Source organism: Tsukamurella pseudospumae, assembly GCF_001575205.1.
Lineage (GTDB): Bacteria > Actinomycetota > Actinomycetes > Mycobacteriales > Mycobacteriaceae > Tsukamurella > Tsukamurella pseudospumae.
This window is the reverse complement of sequence record NZ_LSRE01000002.1, coordinates 198,042-218,470: the sequence shown is the minus strand read 5'-3', so window position 1 is coordinate 218,470 and position 20,429 is coordinate 198,042. Positions and strand designations below refer to the sequence as shown.

Here is a 20,429-nt window from a genome sequence, read left to right as displayed (position 1 = left end):
GAGAGAACCACTGAGCAACCTCAATCCCGTGATGAAAACGATCTTTGCCAACGCGTCGCGCGAGCGGCACGACAGCACGGATCCCGGCCACCTGTCGGGCGACCGGGATCCATGGTAGGCGAAACGTCAGGTCAGGCGGAGGAGGCCGTAGTCGAAAGCCTTCCGGCGGTACACCACGGACGGCCGCTCGGTCTCCTTGTCGAAGAACAGGAAGAAGTCGTGGCCGACCAGTTCCATCTGCGACAGCGCGTCATCGACCGTCATCGGGGTGCCCGGATGGTCCTTGATGCGGACCACCTGACCGGGCAGGTGATCCTCGACCAGATGGGCGTACGGATCGCCGTCGGAGTCGTCGATCGGCGCGTCGGGAAGGGCCGACGGTGCCGTGGCCTCCGAGACCGACACCGGGGTCCGGTTGCCGTAGTGCACCTTCTTGCGATCCGACGCCTTGCGCAGCCTGCTCTGCAGCCGGGTCAGCGCCGTCTCGAACGCGCCGTAGAAGTTCTCCGCCGCCGCCTCGGCCCGGGCGACGCCGCCCTTGCCGCGGACCGTGAGCTCGAGCCGCTGGCAGGCCTTGGACTGCCGCGGATTCGGCTCGTGGAACAGGTTCACCTCGAACATCGTGATCGTGGAGCGGAACTTCTCCAGCCGGGCCAGCTTGTCTTCCAGGTAGACGCGGAAGTGCTCGGGCACCTCCACGTTGCGGCCGTCGATGGCCACGGGGGCGTTGGGCGTGAGGAACTCCTTGTCGCGCTCGTCGGCCACATGGCCGGGTTCGCGGAAGGGGTCGACCTCGACGTTGGGGGTCGCGTGGGCGCGATTCGTATCGCGCGGGGACAGAAGGGTCATGTGAAACCTTTCATGCGGGCCCACAGCTCCACGCTCGGCCGGATCACTACTCCGGCGCGTGGTCAGATGCGTGACTGCAGGCGCAGATTCGAACGCCGGGCGGACTGCCGGGCGCCTGGGAAGTGCGACATCACCTCCTAGAACTCGAACCGGAAAGGTACCCCCGAAGATAGCCCGCGTTCTCCCTTCCCGCCAGGATTTGGTCGCTGTGAGTTCACTGGCGCGTCACCCGCGGTACCGGATCTGTCATCGCAACCAGCGGGCCTACCCCGGCGATCGTCGCGACACGGGCGGCGACCGACGATGCGATGTAGGGTTACATCATGAGTCACCGTACGCAGATCACTCTCGAGGACGCGCAGTACGAGCGCCTTCTCGCCGAGTCGCGGTCGTCCGGCCTCGGGCTCGCCGAGCTGATCCGGCGTGCCGTCGACCGGACCTACGGCGGCGCCGACACCGACGAGTTCGAGGCCGCACTCGATCGAGGTTTCGGGGCGTGGGGGCCCGATGCGCCGGACGGCGAAGAGTACGTGGAGGCGATCCGCCCCGCCCGGAAGGACAGGTTCGCCCGGTGGTAGTCGGCCCAGCGATCGTCCTCGACACGTCGATCTTCATCGACAATCTCCGGGGACGCCGGGAGGCTCGAGATCGGCTGTCCGGCGCCCGCCGGGGCGGGCGCCGCCTCCTCGCATCGGTGCTGACCCGGACCGAGGTACTCGGCGGCATGCGCGCACCGGAGAGGTCGTCCACGCGCGCGTTTCTCTCGGTTTTCGAGTGGGTCGAGGTCTCGGAGGAGATCGCCGACGGTGCGGGGGCGCTGGCCCGGCACTACCGCGCCTCGCACTCGGGAATCGACGTCGTCGACTACGTGATCGCCGCGACCACCACCGCTTGCGGCGCCGAGCTCTGGACCCGCAATGTCAAGCATTTTCCGATGTTCCCGGACCTGGCGCCGCCCTACTGATTCACGCGGCCGCGAGGGTGATCGCCGCCGCCACGGTGACACCCCGTCGGGCCAGGACGGCGACGGACTCCGCCAGGGTGGCCCCGGTGGTCACCACATCGTCGACCAGGACGACGGTGCCGGGACCCGGCAAGGCGCGCACCCGGACGGTGCCGCGCACGTTCCGCGCCCGCGCCGCGGCGCCCAGCCCCACCGACTCGGCCGCGCCGACGGACCGCAGGACGGGCGACACCGTCATCGCCTGGACGGGAGCGGCCGTGCGGGCCGCAGCCCGGCACACGGCGGTCACCACGTCGCCGCCGCGGCGCCGGGCCGCCCACGCGGTCGTCGGTGCCGGGACCAGGACGAGCGGTCCCGAAGACAGCCCGAACTCGCCCCATCCCCGCAGGCGCAGCAGCGCGTGCGCGAGGCCCCGGCCCAGCGGAACGGCGAGATCGCCCCGGCCGCGCTCCTTGAGCTGCAGGACCGCGCGGCGCCGCGCACCGTCGTACCGGCCCAGCGTCCAGACGGGCACCCCGGCCGGCGCCGTGGTGCAGATCAGCGCCGGGGCATCGTGGAGGGCGGCCTCGCAGCGGCCGCACCAGCGCACGCGCGGCGCGCCACAGCCGCCGCAGGTGCGGGGCACCGCCAGCTCGACCAGGTCGTCGACCCCGCCGAGGACACCGCGCACCGCCCGCTCGACGCGCATCGCTCCCCCGCTCCCGGCGCGACTACCCCGGCAGCACCGGGTTCGCCCGGCCCCCCGCCAGGCGATCCACCTGGCTCCAGTATTGCGCGTCGTTGTCCGGCGCGACGCCGATCTCCCACACACCCGACGAGTCGGTGGCGTACACCGTGGAGCTCGACGCGGCGACGCTCGTGACCGGCGGCGACAGGTTGCGGCTCGGCAGGGGCGTCGTATCGCCGGCGTCGTAGCGCACCATCAGCACCGGCGAATCCGAGGTGTTGCGGCCGACCACGAACTGGTCGCCGGTCTGCCAGTCGATCGACGAGGCCGCCGGCTCCCGGTCGGTGATCACCGACTGCAGGTGCGTGATCCTCGTCTGCCCCGTCTGTGCCGTCTGCACGACGCCGACCAGCGCGCGACCGCCGACCACGAGCGCTACCCGGACGCCGTCGCGCGAGAGCCGCAGCTCCGTGATCGGCCCGGGGGCGGCCGCCGCCACCTCGCCGGAGTCCACGTCCGAGCTCGAGACCTCGCCCGTCGTCTGGTCCAGTCGTAGCTTGACCACCCGCGCACCGTCGACCACCGTCCAGACGCCGGTGTCGTCCGGCGTCCACGAGGGCCGCGTCATGGAGACCGCGGCGGTGAGGACCTGGGTCGGCACGCCGCCGTAGGGCCCCAGCGCCAGGGAAGTACCGGGCCCGCCGCGCGCGCCCGTGTCGAGCACCGCGGCGACCTGCCGACCAGAACTCGACAGCCCGACCGAGCGGATCGAGGTACTCGCCCCCAGCGGCCCCGCGACCGGCGTCACCTGCGAGCCCGAGACCTTGACGAAGCGGCCGTCGAGCACGCCGTGCAGGCCGACGGCGAGATCCGAGGACGCGTTCGGGCTGAGCGATGCGACGTCGTTGGGATTCCAGCCCGCCTGGTGCTTCTCGTCGAGCGCCGTTCCGTCGACGGTGATCACGTACGGGCCCTGCACCTCGGCGCTCTGGAGCGACCACACGACCTGGCCGGCCACGAGCCTCGCGACGTCCGGCTCGACGCGCGGCAGGCCCGTGAAGTCGACGTGGACACCGGCGAAGCCGACGCCCGGGTCGCGCTGGTCGCCGTTCGCGTCGGTGACGGCGCCGCGCACCGCCGCGGAGCTGCCGAACGGGTTGAGCACCGCGTCCTTGAGGCTCGCGCGGGGACCGCGCACCAGGAGCATGAGCAGGTCCGCGGCGAGCTTCGGGCGCGGGCTGGCCAGCCACCGCGCGTCGGGCACCAGGGTCCGGCCCGTCGGATCGGGGAAGTACAGCAGGTGACGCCGGTACACCGAGCGGAACTGCGTCGTGTCGATGACCAGCATCGGGGTGTCGCCGACCGAGCTGAGGCCCTGGATGCGCCACTGCCCGTCGACCTGCACCAACTGGACGTTCTGCGTGATGGACTGCGTGGTCGGCTCGAGTGTGCCGTCGGCGCCGAAGAAGCCGGTGGCCTGGGCGCGGATCGTCGCCTTGATGAGGTTGGCGGAGCGCTCGCCCGGCAGCACGTCGATGTCCTTGACGACGACGGCCTGTTTGGGCACCTGCCAGTTGCCCGCGCCGTTCTGCACCAGGAACTTCCGCGATGCGGCGTAGTTGCCGTCCGCCACCGCGTTGGCCTTGAGGAAGTCGCGCACGATCGTCTCGGGCTGCGCATCGCGCCGCGGCCCGAGGTCGCGGTCTGGGGCGGTGGTCCCGCCGCCCAGGTCGCCGATCACCCGGGGATTCGTCGAATCCGGGATGTTGCTGCAGCCGGTGAGCAGCAGCAGCCCCGCGAGCGCGACCGCGAGGAGCCTACGCGTCATCGGAGTTCCCCTCCGTGCCGCCGGCGCGCCGCATCGTCGACTTGAGCGGCAGCGGGCTCACCGTCACCTTGCCGCCGCGCGCACGGGGCAGGGTCAGCCGGAAGCAGGACCCGCTGCCGGGTTCGCCCCACGCCTCGAGCCGCCCGCTGTGCAGGCGCGCGTCCTCGATGCTGATCGCCAGGCCCAGGCCCGTGCCGCCGGAGCGGCGCACCCGCGACGGGTCCGAGCGCCAGAACCTGTTGAACACCAGCTTCTCCTCCCCGGGCCGCAGGCCCACGCCGTAGTCGCGGACGGTGACGGCAACGGCATCGTCGTCGGCGCGCATGGTGAGGATCACGGGCTTACCCTCGCTGTGGTCGATGGCGTTGGCCAGCAGGTTGCGCAGCACCCGCTCGACGCGGCGCGTGTCGGCCTCGACGATGACGGGGTCGTCCGGCATGTCGAGGATCAGTTCGGTGTCCGACTGCTCGGCGAGGTGCCGGACGGTGGCCAGGGCCGAGGCGATCGGCACCTCGATGTCGATCTGCTCGGAGTGCAGCTCGGCGACGCCGGCGTCGTGCCGGGAGATCTCCAGCAGCTCGGCGAGCAGCGTCTCGAACCGGTCCAGCTCCTTCTGCATCAGCTCGGTGGTCCGGCGCAGGCCCGGGTCCAGTTCGTCGGCGGAGTCGGCGATCATGTCGGCCGCCATGCGCACTGTGGTCAGCGGCGTCCGCAGCTCGTGCGAGACATCGGAGGTGAACTGGCGTTGGAGATTGCCGAACTCCTCGAGCTGGTTGATCTGCTTGGACAGCGACTCGGCCATGTCGTTGAAGCTCATCGCGAGCCGGGCGATGTCGTCCTCGCCGCGCACCGGCATGCGTTCCTTGAGCCGCCCCTCCGCGAACCGCACCGCGATCCGCGCGGCCGACCGGACGGGCAGCACCACCTGCCGCGCGACCAGCAGGCTCACCGCGGCGAGCAGCACCAGCAGCACGCCACCCCCGGTGTACAGCGTGCCCTGCATCAGCGTGAGGGTGTTCTCCTCCTGCGTCAGGGGGAACACCAGGTACAGCTCGAGTCCCTGGATCGAGGACTGCACCGGCGTGCCGATCACCAGCACCTTGCCGTACCGGCCCGTCGTATCGGTCACCGTCGCGTGCTGGTAGGCGGTCTGCCCGCTGCGGACGAAGTTCTGCAGGGCCTGCGGGACCTCGGTCTCGTTCCCCGACACCGTGGGCTGCCGGCCGGCGCCGTGCGGCACGATCAGCACCGGGTCGTAGTTGCCGGACCGCGCGGCCGTCGGCCCCACGTCCAGGCCCTGGCTGACCAGGCTCGACCGGACGCTGCGCAGCACGGACTCGACGCCCTCGGTGCGCGGCTCACTGCGCCCGAGCGCGATCTCCAGACTCTGCTTGACCCGGGCCGTCTCCTCCTTGCCGGCGGTCAACTTGGCGTCGATGAGCTGCTTGGCGATCTGCGAGGTGAGCACGAACCCCAGCAGCAGCAGCACGGTCAGGCTGAGCACCAGTGTCTGCGTCACGACGCGCAGCTGCAGCGACCGCCGCCACACCCGCCCGGCGTAGGACAGGCCCATCGCCGCGTACCGCGCACCGTCGCGCAGCACGACCGCGGGGTCCGAACGGACCGCGCGCACCGCCTCCCGCAGCCAGTCCGCCAGCCGGGCCGCTCCGGCCCGCGCCCTCACGATCGGTGGGGTCCCGTCACGCCGGACCCGCCTTGTAGCCGACCCCGCGCAGCGTGAGCACGATCTCCGGGTTCTCCGGGTCCTTCTCGATCTTGGCGCGCAGCCGCTGGATGTGGACGTTCACCAGGCGCGTGTCCGCGGGGTGGCGATACCCCCACACCTGCTCGAGGAGCACGTCGCGGGTGAACACCTGGCGCGGCTTGCGGGCCATCGTGACCAGCAGGTCGAACTCCGTGGGCGTCAGCTGGATCACCTCGCCGTCGCGGGTGACCTTGTGGGCCGGGACGTCGATGATCACGTTGCCGATCGACAGCAGCTCGCTCGGCTCGTCGTCCGTGCGGCGCAGCCGCGCACGCACCCGCGCGACGAGCTCCTTCGGCTTGAAGGGCTTGATCACGTAATCGTCCGCGCCCGACTCCAGCCCGAGCACCACGTCGACGGTGTCGGCCTTCGCGGTGAGCATCACGATCGGGACGCTCGAGTCGGCGCGCAGCACGCGGCACACGTCGATGCCGTTCATGCCGGGCAGCATGAGGTCGAGCAGGACCAGGTCCGGCCGGAACTCGCGCGCCGCGCTGAGGGCCTGCGTGCCGTCGCCCACCACGGTCGAGTCGAAGCCCTCGTTGCGCAGGACGATGGTGAGCATCTCCGCCAGCGCGGGATCGTCGTCGATCACCAGGATGCGGGGTTTCATGGATCCATACTGTCACCTCGCGCGGCGTGTCCGGTTCTGCGACACCGTCCACCGGTGAATACGATCGGCGGCCATGGGACGACTCGTTGCGATCGAAGGCCTCGACGGTGCCGGGAAGAACACGCTCACCCGCGCGGTCACAGAGCGCCTCACGACGCGCGGCCTGACGGTGGCCGCGCTCGCCTTCCCCCGCTACGGCACGCAGTTCGCCGACCTGGCGGCGGAGGCGCTGCGCGGCGGCAACGGCGATGTCGCCGAATCCGTGTACGGAATGGGCCTCCTCTTCGCCTTCGACCGGCAGGCCGCGGCGCCGGACATCCGCGCCGCGCTCGAGCAGCACGACGTGGTGCTGCTCGACCGGTACGCCGCCTCCTCGGCCGCCTACAGTGCGGCCCGCCTGCACGAGGGCGCCGACGGTGCCGTGGCCGGGTGGGTCCGCGAGACCGAGTTCAGCCGGTTCGGCCTGCCCGTCCCGGACCTGCAGGTGTACCTGGACGTGGGCGTGGCTCTCGCTGCGGAGCGGGCCGAGTGGCGGGAGAAGAGCGACGCCACCCGCGCGCGGGACGCGTACGAGACGGACGCGGGCCTGCAGACGCGCACCGGCGCCGTTTACACCGGCCTCGCCGAGTCCGCGTGGGTCTCGCCGTGGCGGATCCACGGCGCGCACGACGCCCCGGAAACACTGGCCGACGCGATCGCCGCGCTTTCCTGAAGATCAGCCCTGTTATTCATGTAAGTCCCACCCGCACCGGTACTACGGCGCAGTACCGTGCGACACGAAACTGACTCGTCAGTAACCGGAAGGGACGACCGTGCGGATCCTCGGGGCCGGCGCCGCTGCGGGCGCCGCAGCGCTGCTGCTGGGCGTCGCCGGCGCAGACGCGGCGTCGATCCACGCCCCGACGCCGGCGCGCACCACCGGGCCCGAGCTCGTCGCCCAGGCCGCGATCGGCATCGCGGACCTGCGCCCGCCCACACCGTCGGACGCGCCGCCCGCGCCCGCACCGCGGCACGTCCCCATTCCCCCGCGTCCCGAGGCGGTCAAGGTCGCGCCCGGCCCGCTCGGCATCCCCGGCGCCGCGTACGCGGCCTACCAGGCCGCGGCCGACCGGATGGCTCTCGAGGCGCCCGGTTGCGGCATCGAGTGGAGCCTCGTCGCGGCGATCGGCCGGATCGAGTCGGGGCACGCGGACGGCGGCAACGTCGACGCCTCCGGACGCACCCTCACCCCCATCGAGGGGCCGGCGCTGGACGGCACGCTGGCGGGCAACGCGGTGATCCGCGACGGCGCCGGGTACGCCCGGGCGCTCGGCCCGATGCAGTTCCTGTCGACCACTTGGGCGCTGTTCGGCGGCGACAACTCCGGCGACGGCAGGGCCGACGTCGACAACGTCCGCGACGCCGCGTACGGCGCCGCGCGCTACCTGTGCTCCAGCGCGTCCGACCTGCAGTCCGAGGCGCAGCAGCGGGTGGCGGTGTTCGCGTACAACCAGTCGAATTCGTATGTCGACAACGTCGTGGCCTGGGCGAAGGCGTACAAGGACCGCGCGATCCCGGTGGGCGGCATCCCCGACATGACCGCCCCCGTCGCCCCGCCGAAGGAGCTGCCCAAACCGCTTCCGCCCGGCCAGGTGGTGATCGTCGGGTGCGGCACCCCCGCCGGTGCCGCGCGCCCCTCGGGCGCGACCCGTCCCTCCGCCGCTCCGTCCGCCAAGCCGACGCCCTCGCCGTCCGCCGCCCCGTCGGTCACGCGCTCCGCGAAGCCCTCGGGACCGGCGGCACCGTCGTCCGCGGCCCTCGGGGCCGACGGTAAGCCGCTCCCCACCGTCGTCGACTGCCCGAGCCCGGTGCCGAGCCCCGCCGGCGCACCATCGTCGGGCCCGGCCCTGCCCTCGACGCCCGCCCCGATCGGCCCCGGCGGGGCGCTGGCGATCGCGCCGAGCGGACCGTCGACCGGCGCGTCGACCGCGGCACCGACTCCCTCCTCGGTCCGTCCGGCGGCGCCGTCCGGTCGCCCCACGCGGTCGTCCCAGCCGGCCGCACCGTCGTCCTCGCCGACGGTGCCCCGTCCCCCGCGCTGAGGCGGATTTCCGCGGCCCGGGCCTGCGGATACGATGGAGGACGTTATGAGTGCGGTAACCGAAGACGCGATCCGGTCGGCCCTGGCCACCGTGAACGACCCCGAGATCGGCAAGCCGATCACCAATCTGGGGATGGTGAAGTCGGTCGCGGTGCAGGCCGACTCGTCGGTGGACGTCGAGGTGTACCTGACCACCTCCGCCTGCCCCATGCGTACGCAGATCGTGGACCGTGTGCGGACGGCCGTCGCGGACGTGCCCGGCACCGGCGAGGTGCGCGTCGAGCTGGACGTGATGAACGACGAGCAGCGCGCCGAGCTGCGCAAGACTGTGCGCGGCGACAAGGCCGAGCCCGTCATCCCGTTCGCCCAGCCCGGCTCGCTGACCCGCGTGTACGCGGTGGCTTCGGGCAAGGGCGGCGTGGGCAAGAGCTCCGTGACCGTGAACCTCGCGGCGTCGCTGGCCGCTCGCGGACTGTCCGTGGGCGTGCTCGACGCGGACATCTACGGGCACTCCGTTCCGCGGATGATGGGTACCGACGCGCGGCCCACCCAGGTCGACTCGATGATCATGCCACCGCAAGCGCACGGCGTGAAGATCATCTCGGTGGCGATGTTCACCACCGGCAACACCCCCGTCGTGTGGCGCGGCCCGATGCTGCACCGCGCGCTCCAGCAGTTCCTCGCCGACGTCTTCTGGGGCGATCTCGACGTGCTGCTGCTCGACCTGCCGCCCGGCACCGGCGACGTCGCGATCTCGATCGCGCAGCTCATCCCCGGCGCCGAGATCCTCGTGGTCACGACCCCGCAGACCGCGGCCGCCGAGGTCGCCGAGCGGGCCGGCGCCATCGCGCTGCAGACCCGCCAGCGCGTGGCCGGCGTCATCGAGAACATGGCGGGGCTGACGTTGCCCGACGGCACCGTCCTCGACGTCTTCGGCTCCGGCGGCGGCGAGCAGGTCGCGGCCAGGCTCACTCGGGCCGTGGGCGCCGACGTGCCGCTGCTCGGCCAGATCCCGCTGGATCCGCAGCTGCGCGAGGCCGGCGACGCGGGAACGCCCGTGGTGCTGTCCGACCCGGACTCGCCCACCGGCGCGGCCCTGCGCGGCATCGCCGACAGGCTGGCCGTCCGCAAGCGCGGCCTGGCCGGCATGTCGCTGGGGATCGACACCACCCGCCACCTGTAGCCGACGGTCCGCCACTGGTCACCGCCGGTCATGGCGGTCCACCTCCGGATGCGGCGGTTCACGGCTGGCCGCAGCGGTTACGCCCGTCGTCGGTACGGAGGGTTTCGGCAGCGCGCTGCCGACATTCGTGAGCGCTGCCGTCGATCGGCAGCGTTGAACAGTCTCGTCCGCGCGCTGCCGAAACCGCGGGCGCGGGGCGCGCTCACGCACTGGCCTCGATCAGTCCGCCGCGCGCCAGCGCCGGCAGAAGAAGCCGACGAAGACCGCCTGTCGTGTTCAGCACGCGCCAGCGCCAGCGGACCACCTCGATCCCGGCGACGGCGAAGAGCTCGTGGCGGCGCTTCTCCTCGGCGAGCGCGGCATCGATCTCCTCGGGCTCGTCGCCGTACTTCGCGCGGCCATCGAACTCGCCTGTCACGCGTCCCCAGTCGAAGTCCGCGTAGAACAGCTCGTCCTGGAGTACGTGCGGGGTCTGCAGGTGCGGCATCGGCAGGCCGGCGGTCAGCATCTGCATGCGGGACAGCGACTCTCCCGCCGACTCACTACATTCGACCGACAACTCGAGGGCTCGACGAGCCGTAGCCGCGCCCCTGCATCGAGCCAGTGATTCCAGGCACTCCTGTAGCTCAGCGAGGGGAATCGGCTCCGGATCACGCGGCTGCGGGAACCGCGGAACGAGCCGGACCGCGTCGAACGCACAGACGCCGCGCTCCAGTCCGCCGGACATCGCGACGTCCACTGCGGTCCGACACCGGGAGGTCACGCGCACGCCGTCGAGGATCGCGACCTGATCCGCGGGCAACGGGCGAGCGTGCACGTACTGCTTGCGCCGCTTCCAACCGCCGCTGGTGCGGTCGATCGTGAAGTGGACGTAGCGCCTGTCCGGACGCAGGAACGGGATGCCGTGCAGGAATGCCGCGCTCTCGTGACTGACCACCGCCTCACAGGTCAGCGCCGCCGCACGTACCCGATCGCGATCGCGCACCCACTGCGGGGCTCCGTCGTCGCGGACGCCGTACACACCATGTGCCAGCCGTTCGAACTCCTGCTCGGCGGCTCGCGCTATCCGGGTGTCGCTCCACCCCATCGCCCTGAGCTGCCGTCGTGTCCACATCTCCCCCATGCGGCCAGTGAACCCCACCGCCGACCTCCGGCCGCGCTTCGCGGGGCCACTTTCCACAGATTCGTGGTTATCCACAGGCGCGCCCCGGACGACCGCATCGTTCGCGCTGAACGCTGCCGAAAGTCCTACCGACGCTGACGGATTCCTCCAACGCTGCCGGGTGCAGGCAGCGGTCACGAATCTCGGCAGCGCGCTGCCGAAACTCGTAGGCGGCCTATGTGGCGTCGGGGTCGAACGGCGGGCGCTCCTCCGGAGGCAGCGGCTTGTGCATCCGCGGCATCGTCGGGATCGGGCCGGCAGGCACCTCGAGCGGCGCCGACGCCGCGGCGGATGCACCGGCACCGTCGACCACCTTGCGCAGGTTGAGCGAGTCGGCGGTGGAGCGCACCTGATCGGTGATCTCGCGGACCACCGTGTCGTCTCCGTTCAGGAGGTGCTTGGTGACGATGGCGGTGGGCGTCATTCCGCGCAGGTTCTGGATCTGCTGGAGGGGCTCACGGATCGCGTCGAAGTCGCCGCCCATCTCGTCCTTGAGCTGCTGCGTGGCGCCGGTGGCGTAGTCGCGCACCTGCCGCATGGCCGTGAAGAACCAGTTGACCGCCCCGGGAAGCCGCTCCGGCCCCAGGATCACCAGACCCACGACGACCAGCATGAGGATCTCCCCCATGCCGAGATTCGAGAACACCCCGCCATGCTACGGGAAGCTCAGGACCGCGCGCACGGGGCGGCGTCTCAGCTCAGCGGTTCGGGCGTCACCTTGATCGGGACCTGACGGCCGTCCCGGGCCACCGTCACCGTCGTCTCCTTGCCCACGCCGACGGCGCGGATCGCGACGATGAGGTCCGCGGACTCGGCGACCTCCGTGTCGCCGACCTTGGTGATGACATCGCCCTCGCGGATGCCCGCCTTGTCGGCGGCGCCGCCCTTCTTGACGTTCTCGACGCGCACGCCGGTCGCGGTGTCGTTGCTGACCTCGCGGCCGTTGACGCCGAGGTCGGCGTGCACCACCTTGTCGCCCCGGATGATCGCCTCGGCGATCGGGAACGCCACGTTGGAGGCGATGGCGAAGTTGAGGCCGATCGACCCGCCGCCGGGCGCGAGCCCGAGGGTGTTGACGCCGATCACGCGGCCCTTGAGGTCGAGCAGCGGGCCGCCGGAGTTGCCGGGGTTGATCGACGCGTCGGTCTGCACGGAGTCGAAGGCCGCGGGCGGGTTGGGCCCGTCGGCGGGCCCCTGGACCGGACGGTGCGTCGCGGACACCACGCCGGAGGTGACGGTGCGCCGCAACCCCAGCGGGGAGCCGATCGCCACGACCTGCTGGCCGGGCAACAGCTGCCCGGAGTCGCCGCGGGAGATCTGCTGCAGGCCGTTGACGGCGACCTTGATCACCGCGACGTCGGTGTTCGGGTCGGTGCCCACGAGTTGCGCCGGGGTGCGGGTGCCGTTCCAGAACACGACCTCGATCTTGGCGTCCTTGTTCGTGGCCGCCGTCTCGATGACGTGGTTGTTGGTCATGATGTAGCCGCGCTCGGCGTTGATCACCGAGCCGGACCCGGTCTCGCCGGTGGTGCGGGTGCGCACCTCGATGGTGACGACGCTGGGGCCGACCTTCGAGACCATGTCGGCGATGGCGCCCTGGTCGGTGACCTTCGTGTCGTCGACGGGGAGCGTGACCCGGGAATCGGTCAGCTTCTGGATCGTGGTGCCGGTGACCCGGCCGATGGCGCCGCCCAGCAGGCCGATGACCAGGGCGATCACCCCGAGTACGACGAGCGCGCGGACGGACACGCGACGACCGAAGAGCACGTCGCGCACGCCCAGCTGCTCCGGGTCGGGTTGCGGCTCCGCCCGCGGCGGGGCCTTGACGCCGGGCTCGCCCAGCGCGGCGAGCGACTCGGTGTCGCGCCACGGGTCGGCGGGCTCGGGTTCGGGCTCCGCGTCGAGCGGGCCGGCGTAGGGGTCGCGCTGCAGGGCGTCCGCGCTGCCGGCGGGGCGGGAGAACGCCTCGGTGAGCACGGGATCGGGGGCCGCGGCCCGAGGCTGCGGGCGGCCGTCGACGGCGCGGCGCACCGCGTCGGGCGCGAAGGCACCGTCGACCCCGTCGGGCCGACCGAAGACCACCTGCTCGCCCTCCGAGACCGAGGGACGGTGCGTGGGGCGCGGCTCCAGCCGGGGACGCTGGGCGTCGGAATCGGACGTCACGAGTCGAATCTACCGAGCGTTCCGCCGGCGGCCGCGCTTGTTGCGCGCGTCGCGTCGCGACGACTCGGGCTGGAAGGTGGGGAAGCCCTCGAACGGGGCACCGTGGCACTCGGTGGGGATCTGCGCGAGCTGGCCCAGAAGCCGGTGCGGGACGGTGATCTCGCCGGACTCGCGGAGCGCGGCACGGACCTGCCGCTGCGCGTCCACCTCCGAGGCGCAGACGGGGCACTCCGCGATGTGCGTTCCGGCGCGGAGGTGGGCGTTCATGCGGAGCTCACCGTCGACATAGGCGACGACGGCCTCGTACGCCAGGTGCTCCGTGGACGAGAACTCGCCGGGGCGGCGGGCGAACGCGCGCTTGAAACTGCCACTGAGGTGCTCCACGCCGCTCCCCTCCTCTACTCCGGTCAACCGGCCGTCTCGGCCTACCGCCACAGTACCTGCACTCACGGGTTCAACGGATCGAGTCCCGTTCGTCGGTTCCCGACGGTGCCGTGCCGGGCGCTCAGTACGCGAGCGCCGCGCTGCTGGTCAGGCCCTGATTGGCCAGCGCCTCGCGGATGGACTTGCGGCCGCGGTGGATGCGCGAGCGCACCGTGCCGAGCTTCACCCCGAGGGTGGTCGCGACCTCTTCGTAGCTCAGGCCCTCGATGTCCGCGAGGACGACGGCGGCGCGGAACTCCGGTGCCAACGCGTCCAGCGCGGTCTGCAGTTGCGGGCCGAGGTTGGCGTCCGCGTAGATCTGCCCGGGGTCCGGGTCGGACGACGGTACGCGCTCGTAGTCCTCCGGCAGAGCCTCCATGCGGATGCGGTTGCGACGGCGGACCATGTCGAGGAAGAGGTTCGTCGTGATGCGGTGGAGCCAGCCCTCGAAGGTGCCCGCCTCGTAGTTCTGCAGGCTGCGGAACACACGGATGAAGGTCTCCTGCGTGAGATCCTCCGCGTCCTGCGCGTTCCCGGAGAGACGGTAGGCGAGGCGGTACACGCGGTCGGCGTGTTCGCGGACGAGCTCGTCCCAGGAGGGCATGTCGGAGCGATCACCGGACGCGTCGAATGCGGCGGTGCCTGCGGGTTCAGCAGCACGCTCGTCGTCGAACGTGGCGTACGCAGCCTGGGGCTGCGACTCCTGCCGGGGTCCGGCCTTGCGGGCCAGGGCCATGCGCTCCTCCTCGTGCCGCCGCCGAACAGCGGGGCTATTCACCTGACAGAACTCCCGAGGCGACCGTTTTGTTCCCACGATCGGCAATCTCGCGATGAGAGTTCTTCACTGACCGATACCTTTCCCTGTCGCCTTGTGGGGGTGCTGATCCCTCCCTGAGTGTTGGCTGTGCATGCATCGCCTTAGCTAACGATCGAGTCACGGCCGGGTAACCGGTTCGCGACCGGCTAGGCTCTCGATGTGTCTGATTCAGCTGCATCCGCCCTCGTCACCTACGCCGAGAACGCCATCGTCGAGGACGACGCGATGTCGTCGGCCCGCGAACGCGCCGCCGACCTGGGCGTCGACGCGGTGTCGCCGTCCGTCGGCGCTCTGCTGTCGGTCTTCGCGGCCGCGGGCGGCGCCAAGTCCGTCGTCGAGGTCGGGACCGGCGCGGGGATCAGTGGCCTCTGGCTGCTCTCCGGCATGCGGCCCGACTCGGTGCTCACCACGATCGACTCCGAGCAGGAGTTCCAGGCCGCCGCGAAGATCGGCTTCCAGCAGGCCGGCGTGGCCGCGAACCGCACCCGCCTGATCAACGGTCACGCCCTGGACGTCCTCCCCCGTCTCGCCGACGCCGCCTACGACCTCATCTTCATCGACGGGGACCCCGTCGATCACCCGCGCTACGTCATCGACGCCGTGCGCCTGCTCCGTCCGGGCGGCGTCGTGGTCGTGAACCTCGGCGACGCCGGCTACCGCGTCCCCGATCCCGACGCCCACGACGACGAGGCCTTCGCCGCCCGTGAGGCCACCCGCATCATCGCCGCCGACGAGAACCTGCTCCCCGTCATCCTCCCGCTCGGCGGCGGCCTCGTCGCCGCCGCGAAGGCCTTCGTCCCGGACGAGTAGTCGCGTCACGGTGCGCATGTCCGACGGTCCGCCGTGCGCAGGTGCCGAACAGGCCTGCCTGCGCCGAGAGCGTCACGCAGGCAATCGAGGAACGAGCGCTTCCGCGAACGGCGTGACATCTGCGCACGTCGGAACGGGCCGACCGGTCGTCTGTGTCAGTTCGATCTGATACGTCCAGTAGCTGGAAGACACGACGATGCTGCACCCTGCATCGGCGCTGTCGTGCAGAAACACCGCATCACGCCCGGCGACATTCTCGTCAGTGACCCGGTAAGCACTGCGCGCTGTGTTGATGTACGACTGATGGTCCCTGAAAGCCGGGCTCATCGCGCTGAGAATCAATGACGGCCGCCAGCTGTATCGTGACGTCTCCCACCCGCATTCCACATCGTTGGCGCGCTCGGAAACGCGTTGCGACGACACGTCCAGGTCTGCCGCAGCCAGCGTCGCACTGGTGATGCCATCGCAGGGCGACCCTGCAGGACGAGTGCCCGGAGTGAGTGGGGCTCCGGGGCCCTCGGTCTGGCCGTCCGCGACGACGGCAGGGCCTCCACCACCCGACCGGAGCGCAACCGTCCCGCCGATCGCAGCTCCGAGTACCAGGACTCCAACGAACCCACCAGCGATCACGACGCGCCGGGAAATACGACGCCTGCCAACCGGCGCCGGAACGACACCTCGCGGGGGCGGTGTCGGCATGTTCTGCCCGACCGGCTGAGGCCTCCTCACCACAGTGGGGTCGGTCGGCGACGGGCGACGCGCACGCACAGGCATCCGGTCCGAGGGTGACGTCCGCGGCAACGGCGAACCGTTCGGCGCCGCGGTCGTTCGGTTCAGCTGTCTCGGTCGTGCAGGGCTCTGAGCAGGATGCGCCGGCCGTAGCGCACTCGCCCCGGGAGTGCCGGCACCCGGGACACCGCGCTCCGAGGTTTCCGGAACATACGCGCCGAGCCTCCTGTCGAACCGCATCATGATCCGCGGCGGCGCCGCGGTCGAATCACTCGCTCCGCCGCCTCGTCGACGTCCGTCGCCGTGTGGAAGGTCCCCCACGTCCCCGTCCTCCTCACTGATCCGACGCAATTGTCTGTTCGTGCACCCACTAGGACCGCGTCAGTTCAACGCCACCGTCCGCCGTCATCCCGCGTGCCATGTCCGTTGCAGTTGATGCGGGCGTCTCGCCCTTCCCAGCAAAATCGGTCGCGACGACGGTCACGCAGCCCGAACCTGCGAATGCGCGGCTCGCCCGGAAGTCACGGCGGCCGTACGGACCTGACTCCGACGACGGCATCGTGGTTTCCTCCGTCCAGCGCCCCGCGGCGAGACTCGCATCCGGGCACGGGGTGTACGCGATGACCCCTACCTGGTGGACGGCTGCCTGGCCGGGCTTTGGCGCCCCCGCCGCAGCATTGAGAGCCGCCTCAGATGTAGGTCCGCCCGGAGAGGTCAAATAGATCATGCGGCCGTACTGACGCTTGTCTGCACTGAGCTCCCCGTCGAAGGCGTTCCAACCATCCGGCACTGCGATGCTCAGGCGAAACCCTGAAGGAATGTCGAACGACCTGGAGCTGGATCGGGTCGAAGACTCCGTGCCGTCAGCGGACGAGCCGCCTCGGTCACCGTGACACGCGGTCGCCGCTCCTACGATCGCGCAGACGATCGCCACCGCGCGGACGAGCCTCCGCGCCCGTCCCCGCGTTACATTTCCGTCACTCATCGAGAACCATGTCATCGGCACTTCGCGAGCGTTCCAGATCTACTCAAAGTGGACAATCGTCTGATCGGATGACATTGGTCCGACACCACACAGGGCGACGCCGTCGGCGATGTCCGCCTACCCGGCTGCTCAGTGCCCGAGCTCCCACAGCGCACTCACCGGCACGGCGCGCTTCTTCTCGCCGAACGCGAGCGTCTCGGTTCCCGTGTACAACACGAGACCTGCCACGAAATCGTCCCCGAGCCTGCACACGAGGTGGTCGATCCCACGGAAGTCGTCGTGCCCCGGCAGGTCGAGTCGAAGTCGCTCGCGACACTCTGTTCGGACGAATTCACCCCTAACCGGACCGCGGTCCACAGGTCGGTCCTGCTCCTTCATAGCGTTGCAACGTTATGACGAGTGAACGGCGCTATGAGGACGCGACGAGCGGCCGGGAGGGATCGCACAGCGGCGCCGAGACCCACCGAGCCATGCGAAGGACGCATGGCAAGTTCCGGAAAACAGCCACTGACCTGCAAATTTTCCACCCATGCGCCGCACGCATGGGTTCCAGGAAAGGCTATCGGTCCGCCGGGACCCCGACGGGGCGCATGAGCGTCGGGTACTTCGGCGGCAGGCCGTCGCCGGTGGAGATGCCGCGCACGCGGCGGGAGATCCACGGGTACGCGAACTCGCGGCGCCACTTCCGCTTGATCTCGCGATCCTCGGCGGGCGAGATCACCGGCGCGGGACCCAGGTCCGGGATCTCCAGCGCGTGCGGCACACCCAGCAGGTCCAGCACGCCGGCGGCCATCCGGACGTGCCCCGGCGACGACATGTGGATGCGGTCGAACTCCCACATCCGCAGGTCGCGGTACTCCTTCATCCGCCAGTAGTCGAGCAGCAGAAGCCCACGGTCGGAAGCGATCTCGCGCACCAGCTCGTTGTAGACGGCGAACCGGCCGCGGAGAGCGCCGAAGATCCCGCTGCCGTGCGTATCGGCCGCCGTCCACACGACCACCGTGGCGCCCGACGACGCCAGCCGCGCAAGGAGGTCGTCGTAGGCGGAGACGACCGCGTCCACGTCCACCGACGGCCGGATCAAGTCGTTCGCACCCGCGTACACGGTCACCAGGTCCGGAGCCAGTTCCAGGCACGGATCGAGCTGCTCGGCAACGATCTGGTCCATCTTCTTGCCGCGGATCGCCAGGTTCGCGTAGCCGAAATCCGGTGAGTGCGAGGCCAGTACCTCGGCGACACGGTCGGACCAGCCGCGGTACTCGTGCGTGCCCGTCGGATCGGGATCGCCCACCCCCTCGGTGAAGGAGTCCCCGATCGCCACGTACCGCAGGAAGTCAGCCACCGCCGGAGCCCCTATACGTCCGTCGAGAACCGCACGCCACCGTCGGGCAGCTCGACCCCCGGCCAGACCCGCGCGCCGTGCAACAGCTCGCAGCGGGCGCCGACGGAGGCACCGTCGCCGATGACGGCCTCGCGGATCCGCGCCCGCGGCCCGATGTGCGCGCCGAATCCGATGATCGACCGCTCCACGATCGCGCCGGCCTCGATCCGCACACCGTCGAAGACGACGGCACCGTCGAGCCTTGCGCCCGCACCGATCTCCGCTCCGCGACCGATGACGGACCCGCCGATCACCAGCGCACCCGGCGCCACCGAGGCACCGGGGTGGATCAGACATTCGCCGCGGACGCCGTCCAGAGCGGCCGACGGTGCGATGCCCCGCACCAGGTCCGAGCTGCCGGCCACGAAGTCCTCGGGGGTGCCCATGTCGCGCCAGTAGCCGTAGTCGACGTGGCCGTACAGCTTGCGATCACCGTTGAGCAGCGCGGGGAACACCTCGCGCTCCACGGAGACCGGCCGCCCGGCGGGGATCTCCTCGATCACCGAACGCTTGAACACGTAGCAGCCGGCGTTGATCTGGTCCGTCGGCGGATCTTGAGTCTTCTCCAGGAACGCGGTGACGCGGCCCGAGGCGTCGGTGGGCACGCACCCGAACGCGCGGGGGTCGGCGACGCGCACGAGGTGCATGGTGACGTCGGCGTTCTTCTCGCGGTGCGTGTTCACGACGGCGCGGATGTCGCTGCCGCCCAACACGTCCCCGTTGAACACCAGCACGTTCTCCGCCTTCAGGGCGGGTAGCACGTTGCGGATGCCGCCGCCGGTGCCCAGCGGCTCCGTCTCGACGACGTACGAGAGCTCCAGTCCCAGTTCGGATCCGTCGCCGAAGTACTCCTCGAAGACCTCCGCCTTGAACGAGGTCCCCAGCACCACGCGGCGGATACCGGCGTCGCGGATCCGCGAGAGCAGGTGGGTCAGGAAGGGCTTGCCCGCCGTGGGCAGCATCGGCTTGGGCGCCGACAGAGTGAGCGGCCGCAGGCGAGTGCCCTTGCCGCCCACCAGGATCACGGCCTCGACATCACTGAGGTCCACCCCGGCGTCCTGTTCCACCGAACTCATCATTCCCCTTTTCGTCTCCGCGTCGCCGCGAGAACACTGATCCGCGAGCGCGCGGCCAGCCCCACCTTCATCGCCGCGCGCAGGGGCGCGGCCGCCGGACCGGGATGCCGGTCGGCGAAGAACCGGTACGCCGAGGCGTGGTGCGCGGGCAGCATGAGCTCCGGCACCTTCCCCGCGGCGTGTCCCTTGGCGTGCACGATCTCCGCGCTCGGGACGTAGACATTGCGCCACCCGGCCCGCGCGAGGCGATCGCCGAAGTCCACGTCCTCCATGTACATGAAGTAGCGGTCGTCGAAGCCGCCGATCGCGGCGAAGGCCTCGGGGCGCACGAGCAGGCAGGAGCCGCTGAGCCAGCCCGCCTCCCGCTCCGACAGGTCCGCCTCGGACTGCTTGTACGCGCGGGTCCACGGGTTCGACTTCCACACCGTGCCGAGCAGCGCGTGCCCGATCCCGTACCGCATGCTCGGGACGTTGCGCGCCGACGGGTAGACGGTGCCGTCGGGGTCGCGGATGAGCGGACCGAGCGCGCCCGCCTCGGGGTGCCGCGCCGCGGCCGCGATCAGCTCGTCGATCGAGCCGGGACCGAACACGACGTCCGGGTTGCTGATGAGGAGGAAGTCCGGGAACGGCGCGGTGCCGGCCGCCGCGTCGGCGCGCAGCCGGGCCACCGCGAAGTTGATGGCCCCGCCGTAGCCCAGGTTCGCGCCGGTGCGCAGGAGTTCCGCCGTGGCGTGTGCGGCGTCGGCGGCCTCGGGGGAACCGTCGACCGACCCGTTGTCGGCCATGAGCACGCGCGGCGCGGCGCCGGAGAAGGCACCGTCGATGCTGGTCAGGAAGTTCTCGAGGTGCTCGCCCGGGGAATAGGTGACGGTGACCACCCCGAGCGTCACAGGGGGTGGGGCGATCTCGTCGGCGGTTCCGGGCACGCGCACAG

General features: G+C 71.0%; 21 protein-coding genes. 6 read left to right on the top strand and 15 right to left on the bottom strand.

All coding sequences use genetic code 11. From position 1 onward, the window contains the following. Positions 1 to 126 precede the first annotated feature (126 nt). Entirely contained in the window at positions 127 to 849 is a 723-nt protein-coding gene (gene hpf, locus AXK61_RS03260; protein ID WP_082789192.1) for a ribosome hibernation-promoting factor, HPF/YfiA family, read from the bottom strand. A 323-nt stretch (positions 850 to 1,172) separates the two neighbouring features. On the opposite strand from hpf, the gene AXK61_RS25320 reads away from it, so the two are divergent. Together AXK61_RS25320 and AXK61_RS25315 are read left to right on the top strand one after the other, a co-directional pair. Next, positions 1,173 to 1,427, top strand: a complete 255-nt coding sequence (locus AXK61_RS25320; RefSeq protein ID WP_068743778.1) for a ribbon-helix-helix protein, CopG family — start codon at positions 1,173 to 1,175, stop codon at positions 1,425 to 1,427. After that, positions 1,421 to 1,813 carry a type II toxin-antitoxin system VapC family toxin gene (locus AXK61_RS25315; protein WP_197466732.1) on the top strand — a complete coding sequence of 131 codons (393 nt, stop codon included), beginning with the start codon at positions 1,421 to 1,423 and terminating at the stop codon, positions 1,811 to 1,813. Before AXK61_RS25320 ends, AXK61_RS25315 begins: the two co-directional genes overlap by 7 nt. A gap of 1 nt (position 1,814) precedes the next feature. On the opposite strand, the gene AXK61_RS03245 is transcribed toward AXK61_RS25315, so the two are convergent. From AXK61_RS03245 to mtrA, 4 genes are all read right to left on the bottom strand, one after another. Then, positions 1,815 to 2,501 carry a ComF family protein gene (locus AXK61_RS03245; RefSeq protein WP_068743776.1) on the bottom strand — a complete coding sequence of 229 codons (687 nt, stop codon included), beginning with the start codon at positions 2,499 to 2,501 and terminating at the stop codon, positions 1,815 to 1,817. Between the two features lie 22 nt (positions 2,502 to 2,523). Beyond that, on the bottom strand, positions 2,524 to 4,308 hold the full coding sequence (gene lpqB / locus AXK61_RS03240) for an MtrAB system accessory lipoprotein LpqB (RefSeq protein ID WP_068743775.1): 1,785 nt from the start codon (positions 4,306 to 4,308) through the stop codon (positions 2,524 to 2,526). After that, the gene (gene mtrB / locus AXK61_RS03235; RefSeq protein WP_231855418.1) at positions 4,298 to 5,911 is read right to left on the bottom strand and encodes an MtrAB system histidine kinase MtrB; all 1,614 of its coding nucleotides are present in this window, start codon (positions 5,909 to 5,911) and stop codon (positions 4,298 to 4,300) included. Before mtrB ends, lpqB begins: the two co-directional genes overlap by 11 nt. Before the next feature lie 97 nt (positions 5,912 to 6,008). After that, on the bottom strand, positions 6,009 to 6,686 hold the full coding sequence (mtrA, locus tag AXK61_RS03230) for an MtrAB system response regulator MtrA (protein ID WP_068570499.1): 678 nt from the start codon (positions 6,684 to 6,686) through the stop codon (positions 6,009 to 6,011). Between the two features lie 73 nt (positions 6,687 to 6,759). On the opposite strand from mtrA, the gene AXK61_RS03225 reads away from it, so the two are divergent. From AXK61_RS03225 to AXK61_RS03215, 3 genes are all read left to right on the top strand, one after another. Continuing rightward, on the top strand, positions 6,760 to 7,398 hold the full coding sequence (locus AXK61_RS03225) for a dTMP kinase (RefSeq protein WP_068743772.1): 639 nt from the start codon (positions 6,760 to 6,762) through the stop codon (positions 7,396 to 7,398). 100 nt (positions 7,399 to 7,498) lie between these two features. Further along, the gene (locus AXK61_RS03220) at positions 7,499 to 8,767 is read left to right on the top strand and encodes a lytic transglycosylase domain-containing protein (protein WP_068743770.1); all 1,269 of its coding nucleotides are present in this window, start codon (positions 7,499 to 7,501) and stop codon (positions 8,765 to 8,767) included. Positions 8,768 to 8,812: 45 nt separating this feature from the next. Then, positions 8,813 to 9,949 (top strand): Mrp/NBP35 family ATP-binding protein, encoded by a 1,137-nt coding sequence (locus AXK61_RS03215; RefSeq protein ID WP_068743768.1) that lies wholly within the window; start codon positions 8,813 to 8,815, stop codon positions 9,947 to 9,949. A 202-nt stretch (positions 9,950 to 10,151) separates the two neighbouring features. On the opposite strand, the gene AXK61_RS03210 is transcribed toward AXK61_RS03215, so the two are convergent. From AXK61_RS03210 to sigE, 5 genes are all read right to left on the bottom strand, one after another. Then, complete coding sequence (locus tag AXK61_RS03210) at positions 10,152 to 11,072, bottom strand: type IV toxin-antitoxin system AbiEi family antitoxin domain-containing protein (RefSeq protein ID WP_082789190.1); 921 nt, start codon at positions 11,070 to 11,072, stop codon at positions 10,152 to 10,154. 214 nt (positions 11,073 to 11,286) lie between these two features. After that, positions 11,287 to 11,757 carry a Sec-independent protein translocase protein TatB gene (gene tatB, locus AXK61_RS03205; protein ID WP_068743765.1) on the bottom strand — a complete coding sequence of 157 codons (471 nt, stop codon included), beginning with the start codon at positions 11,755 to 11,757 and terminating at the stop codon, positions 11,287 to 11,289. A gap of 47 nt (positions 11,758 to 11,804) precedes the next feature. After that, complete coding sequence (locus tag AXK61_RS03200; RefSeq protein WP_068743763.1) at positions 11,805 to 13,274, bottom strand: S1C family serine protease; 1,470 nt, start codon at positions 13,272 to 13,274, stop codon at positions 11,805 to 11,807. 9 nt (positions 13,275 to 13,283) lie between these two features. After that, complete coding sequence (locus AXK61_RS03195; RefSeq protein WP_068743762.1) at positions 13,284 to 13,658, bottom strand: hypothetical protein; 375 nt, start codon at positions 13,656 to 13,658, stop codon at positions 13,284 to 13,286. Positions 13,659 to 13,779: 121 nt separating this feature from the next. Beyond that, positions 13,780 to 14,433, bottom strand: a complete 654-nt coding sequence (gene sigE / locus AXK61_RS03190) for an RNA polymerase sigma factor SigE (protein WP_068743760.1) — start codon at positions 14,431 to 14,433, stop codon at positions 13,780 to 13,782. A gap of 240 nt (positions 14,434 to 14,673) precedes the next feature. Between sigE and AXK61_RS03185 the strand changes: the two genes are divergently transcribed. Then, positions 14,674 to 15,324, top strand: coding sequence for an O-methyltransferase (locus AXK61_RS03185; RefSeq protein ID WP_068570491.1), 651 nt, complete (start codon positions 14,674 to 14,676; stop codon positions 15,322 to 15,324). A 72-nt stretch (positions 15,325 to 15,396) separates the two neighbouring features. Here AXK61_RS03185 and AXK61_RS25310 read toward each other — a convergent pair whose 3' ends face one another. From AXK61_RS25310 to AXK61_RS03165, 5 genes are all read right to left on the bottom strand, one after another. Beyond that, a complete protein-coding gene (locus AXK61_RS25310) occupies positions 15,397 to 16,023 on the bottom strand; it encodes a DUF3558 family protein (protein WP_217491763.1) in 627 nt (208 codons plus the stop codon). 1,144 nt (positions 16,024 to 17,167) lie between these two features. Further along, positions 17,168 to 17,416 (bottom strand): hypothetical protein, encoded by a 249-nt coding sequence (locus AXK61_RS03180; protein ID WP_068570490.1) that lies wholly within the window; start codon positions 17,414 to 17,416, stop codon positions 17,168 to 17,170. A 181-nt stretch (positions 17,417 to 17,597) separates the two neighbouring features. Next, entirely contained in the window at positions 17,598 to 18,380 is a 783-nt protein-coding gene (locus AXK61_RS03175; RefSeq protein ID WP_068570489.1) for an SGNH/GDSL hydrolase family protein, read from the bottom strand. An 11-nt stretch (positions 18,381 to 18,391) separates the two neighbouring features. After that, the gene (manB, locus tag AXK61_RS03170; RefSeq protein WP_414929980.1) at positions 18,392 to 19,486 is read right to left on the bottom strand and encodes a mannose-1-phosphate guanylyltransferase; all 1,095 of its coding nucleotides are present in this window, start codon (positions 19,484 to 19,486) and stop codon (positions 18,392 to 18,394) included. Between the two features lie 8 nt (positions 19,487 to 19,494). Continuing rightward, positions 19,495 to 20,421 (bottom strand): glycosyltransferase, encoded by a 927-nt coding sequence (locus tag AXK61_RS03165; protein WP_231855410.1) that lies wholly within the window; start codon positions 20,419 to 20,421, stop codon positions 19,495 to 19,497. Positions 20,422 to 20,429: the final 8 nt, after the last annotated feature.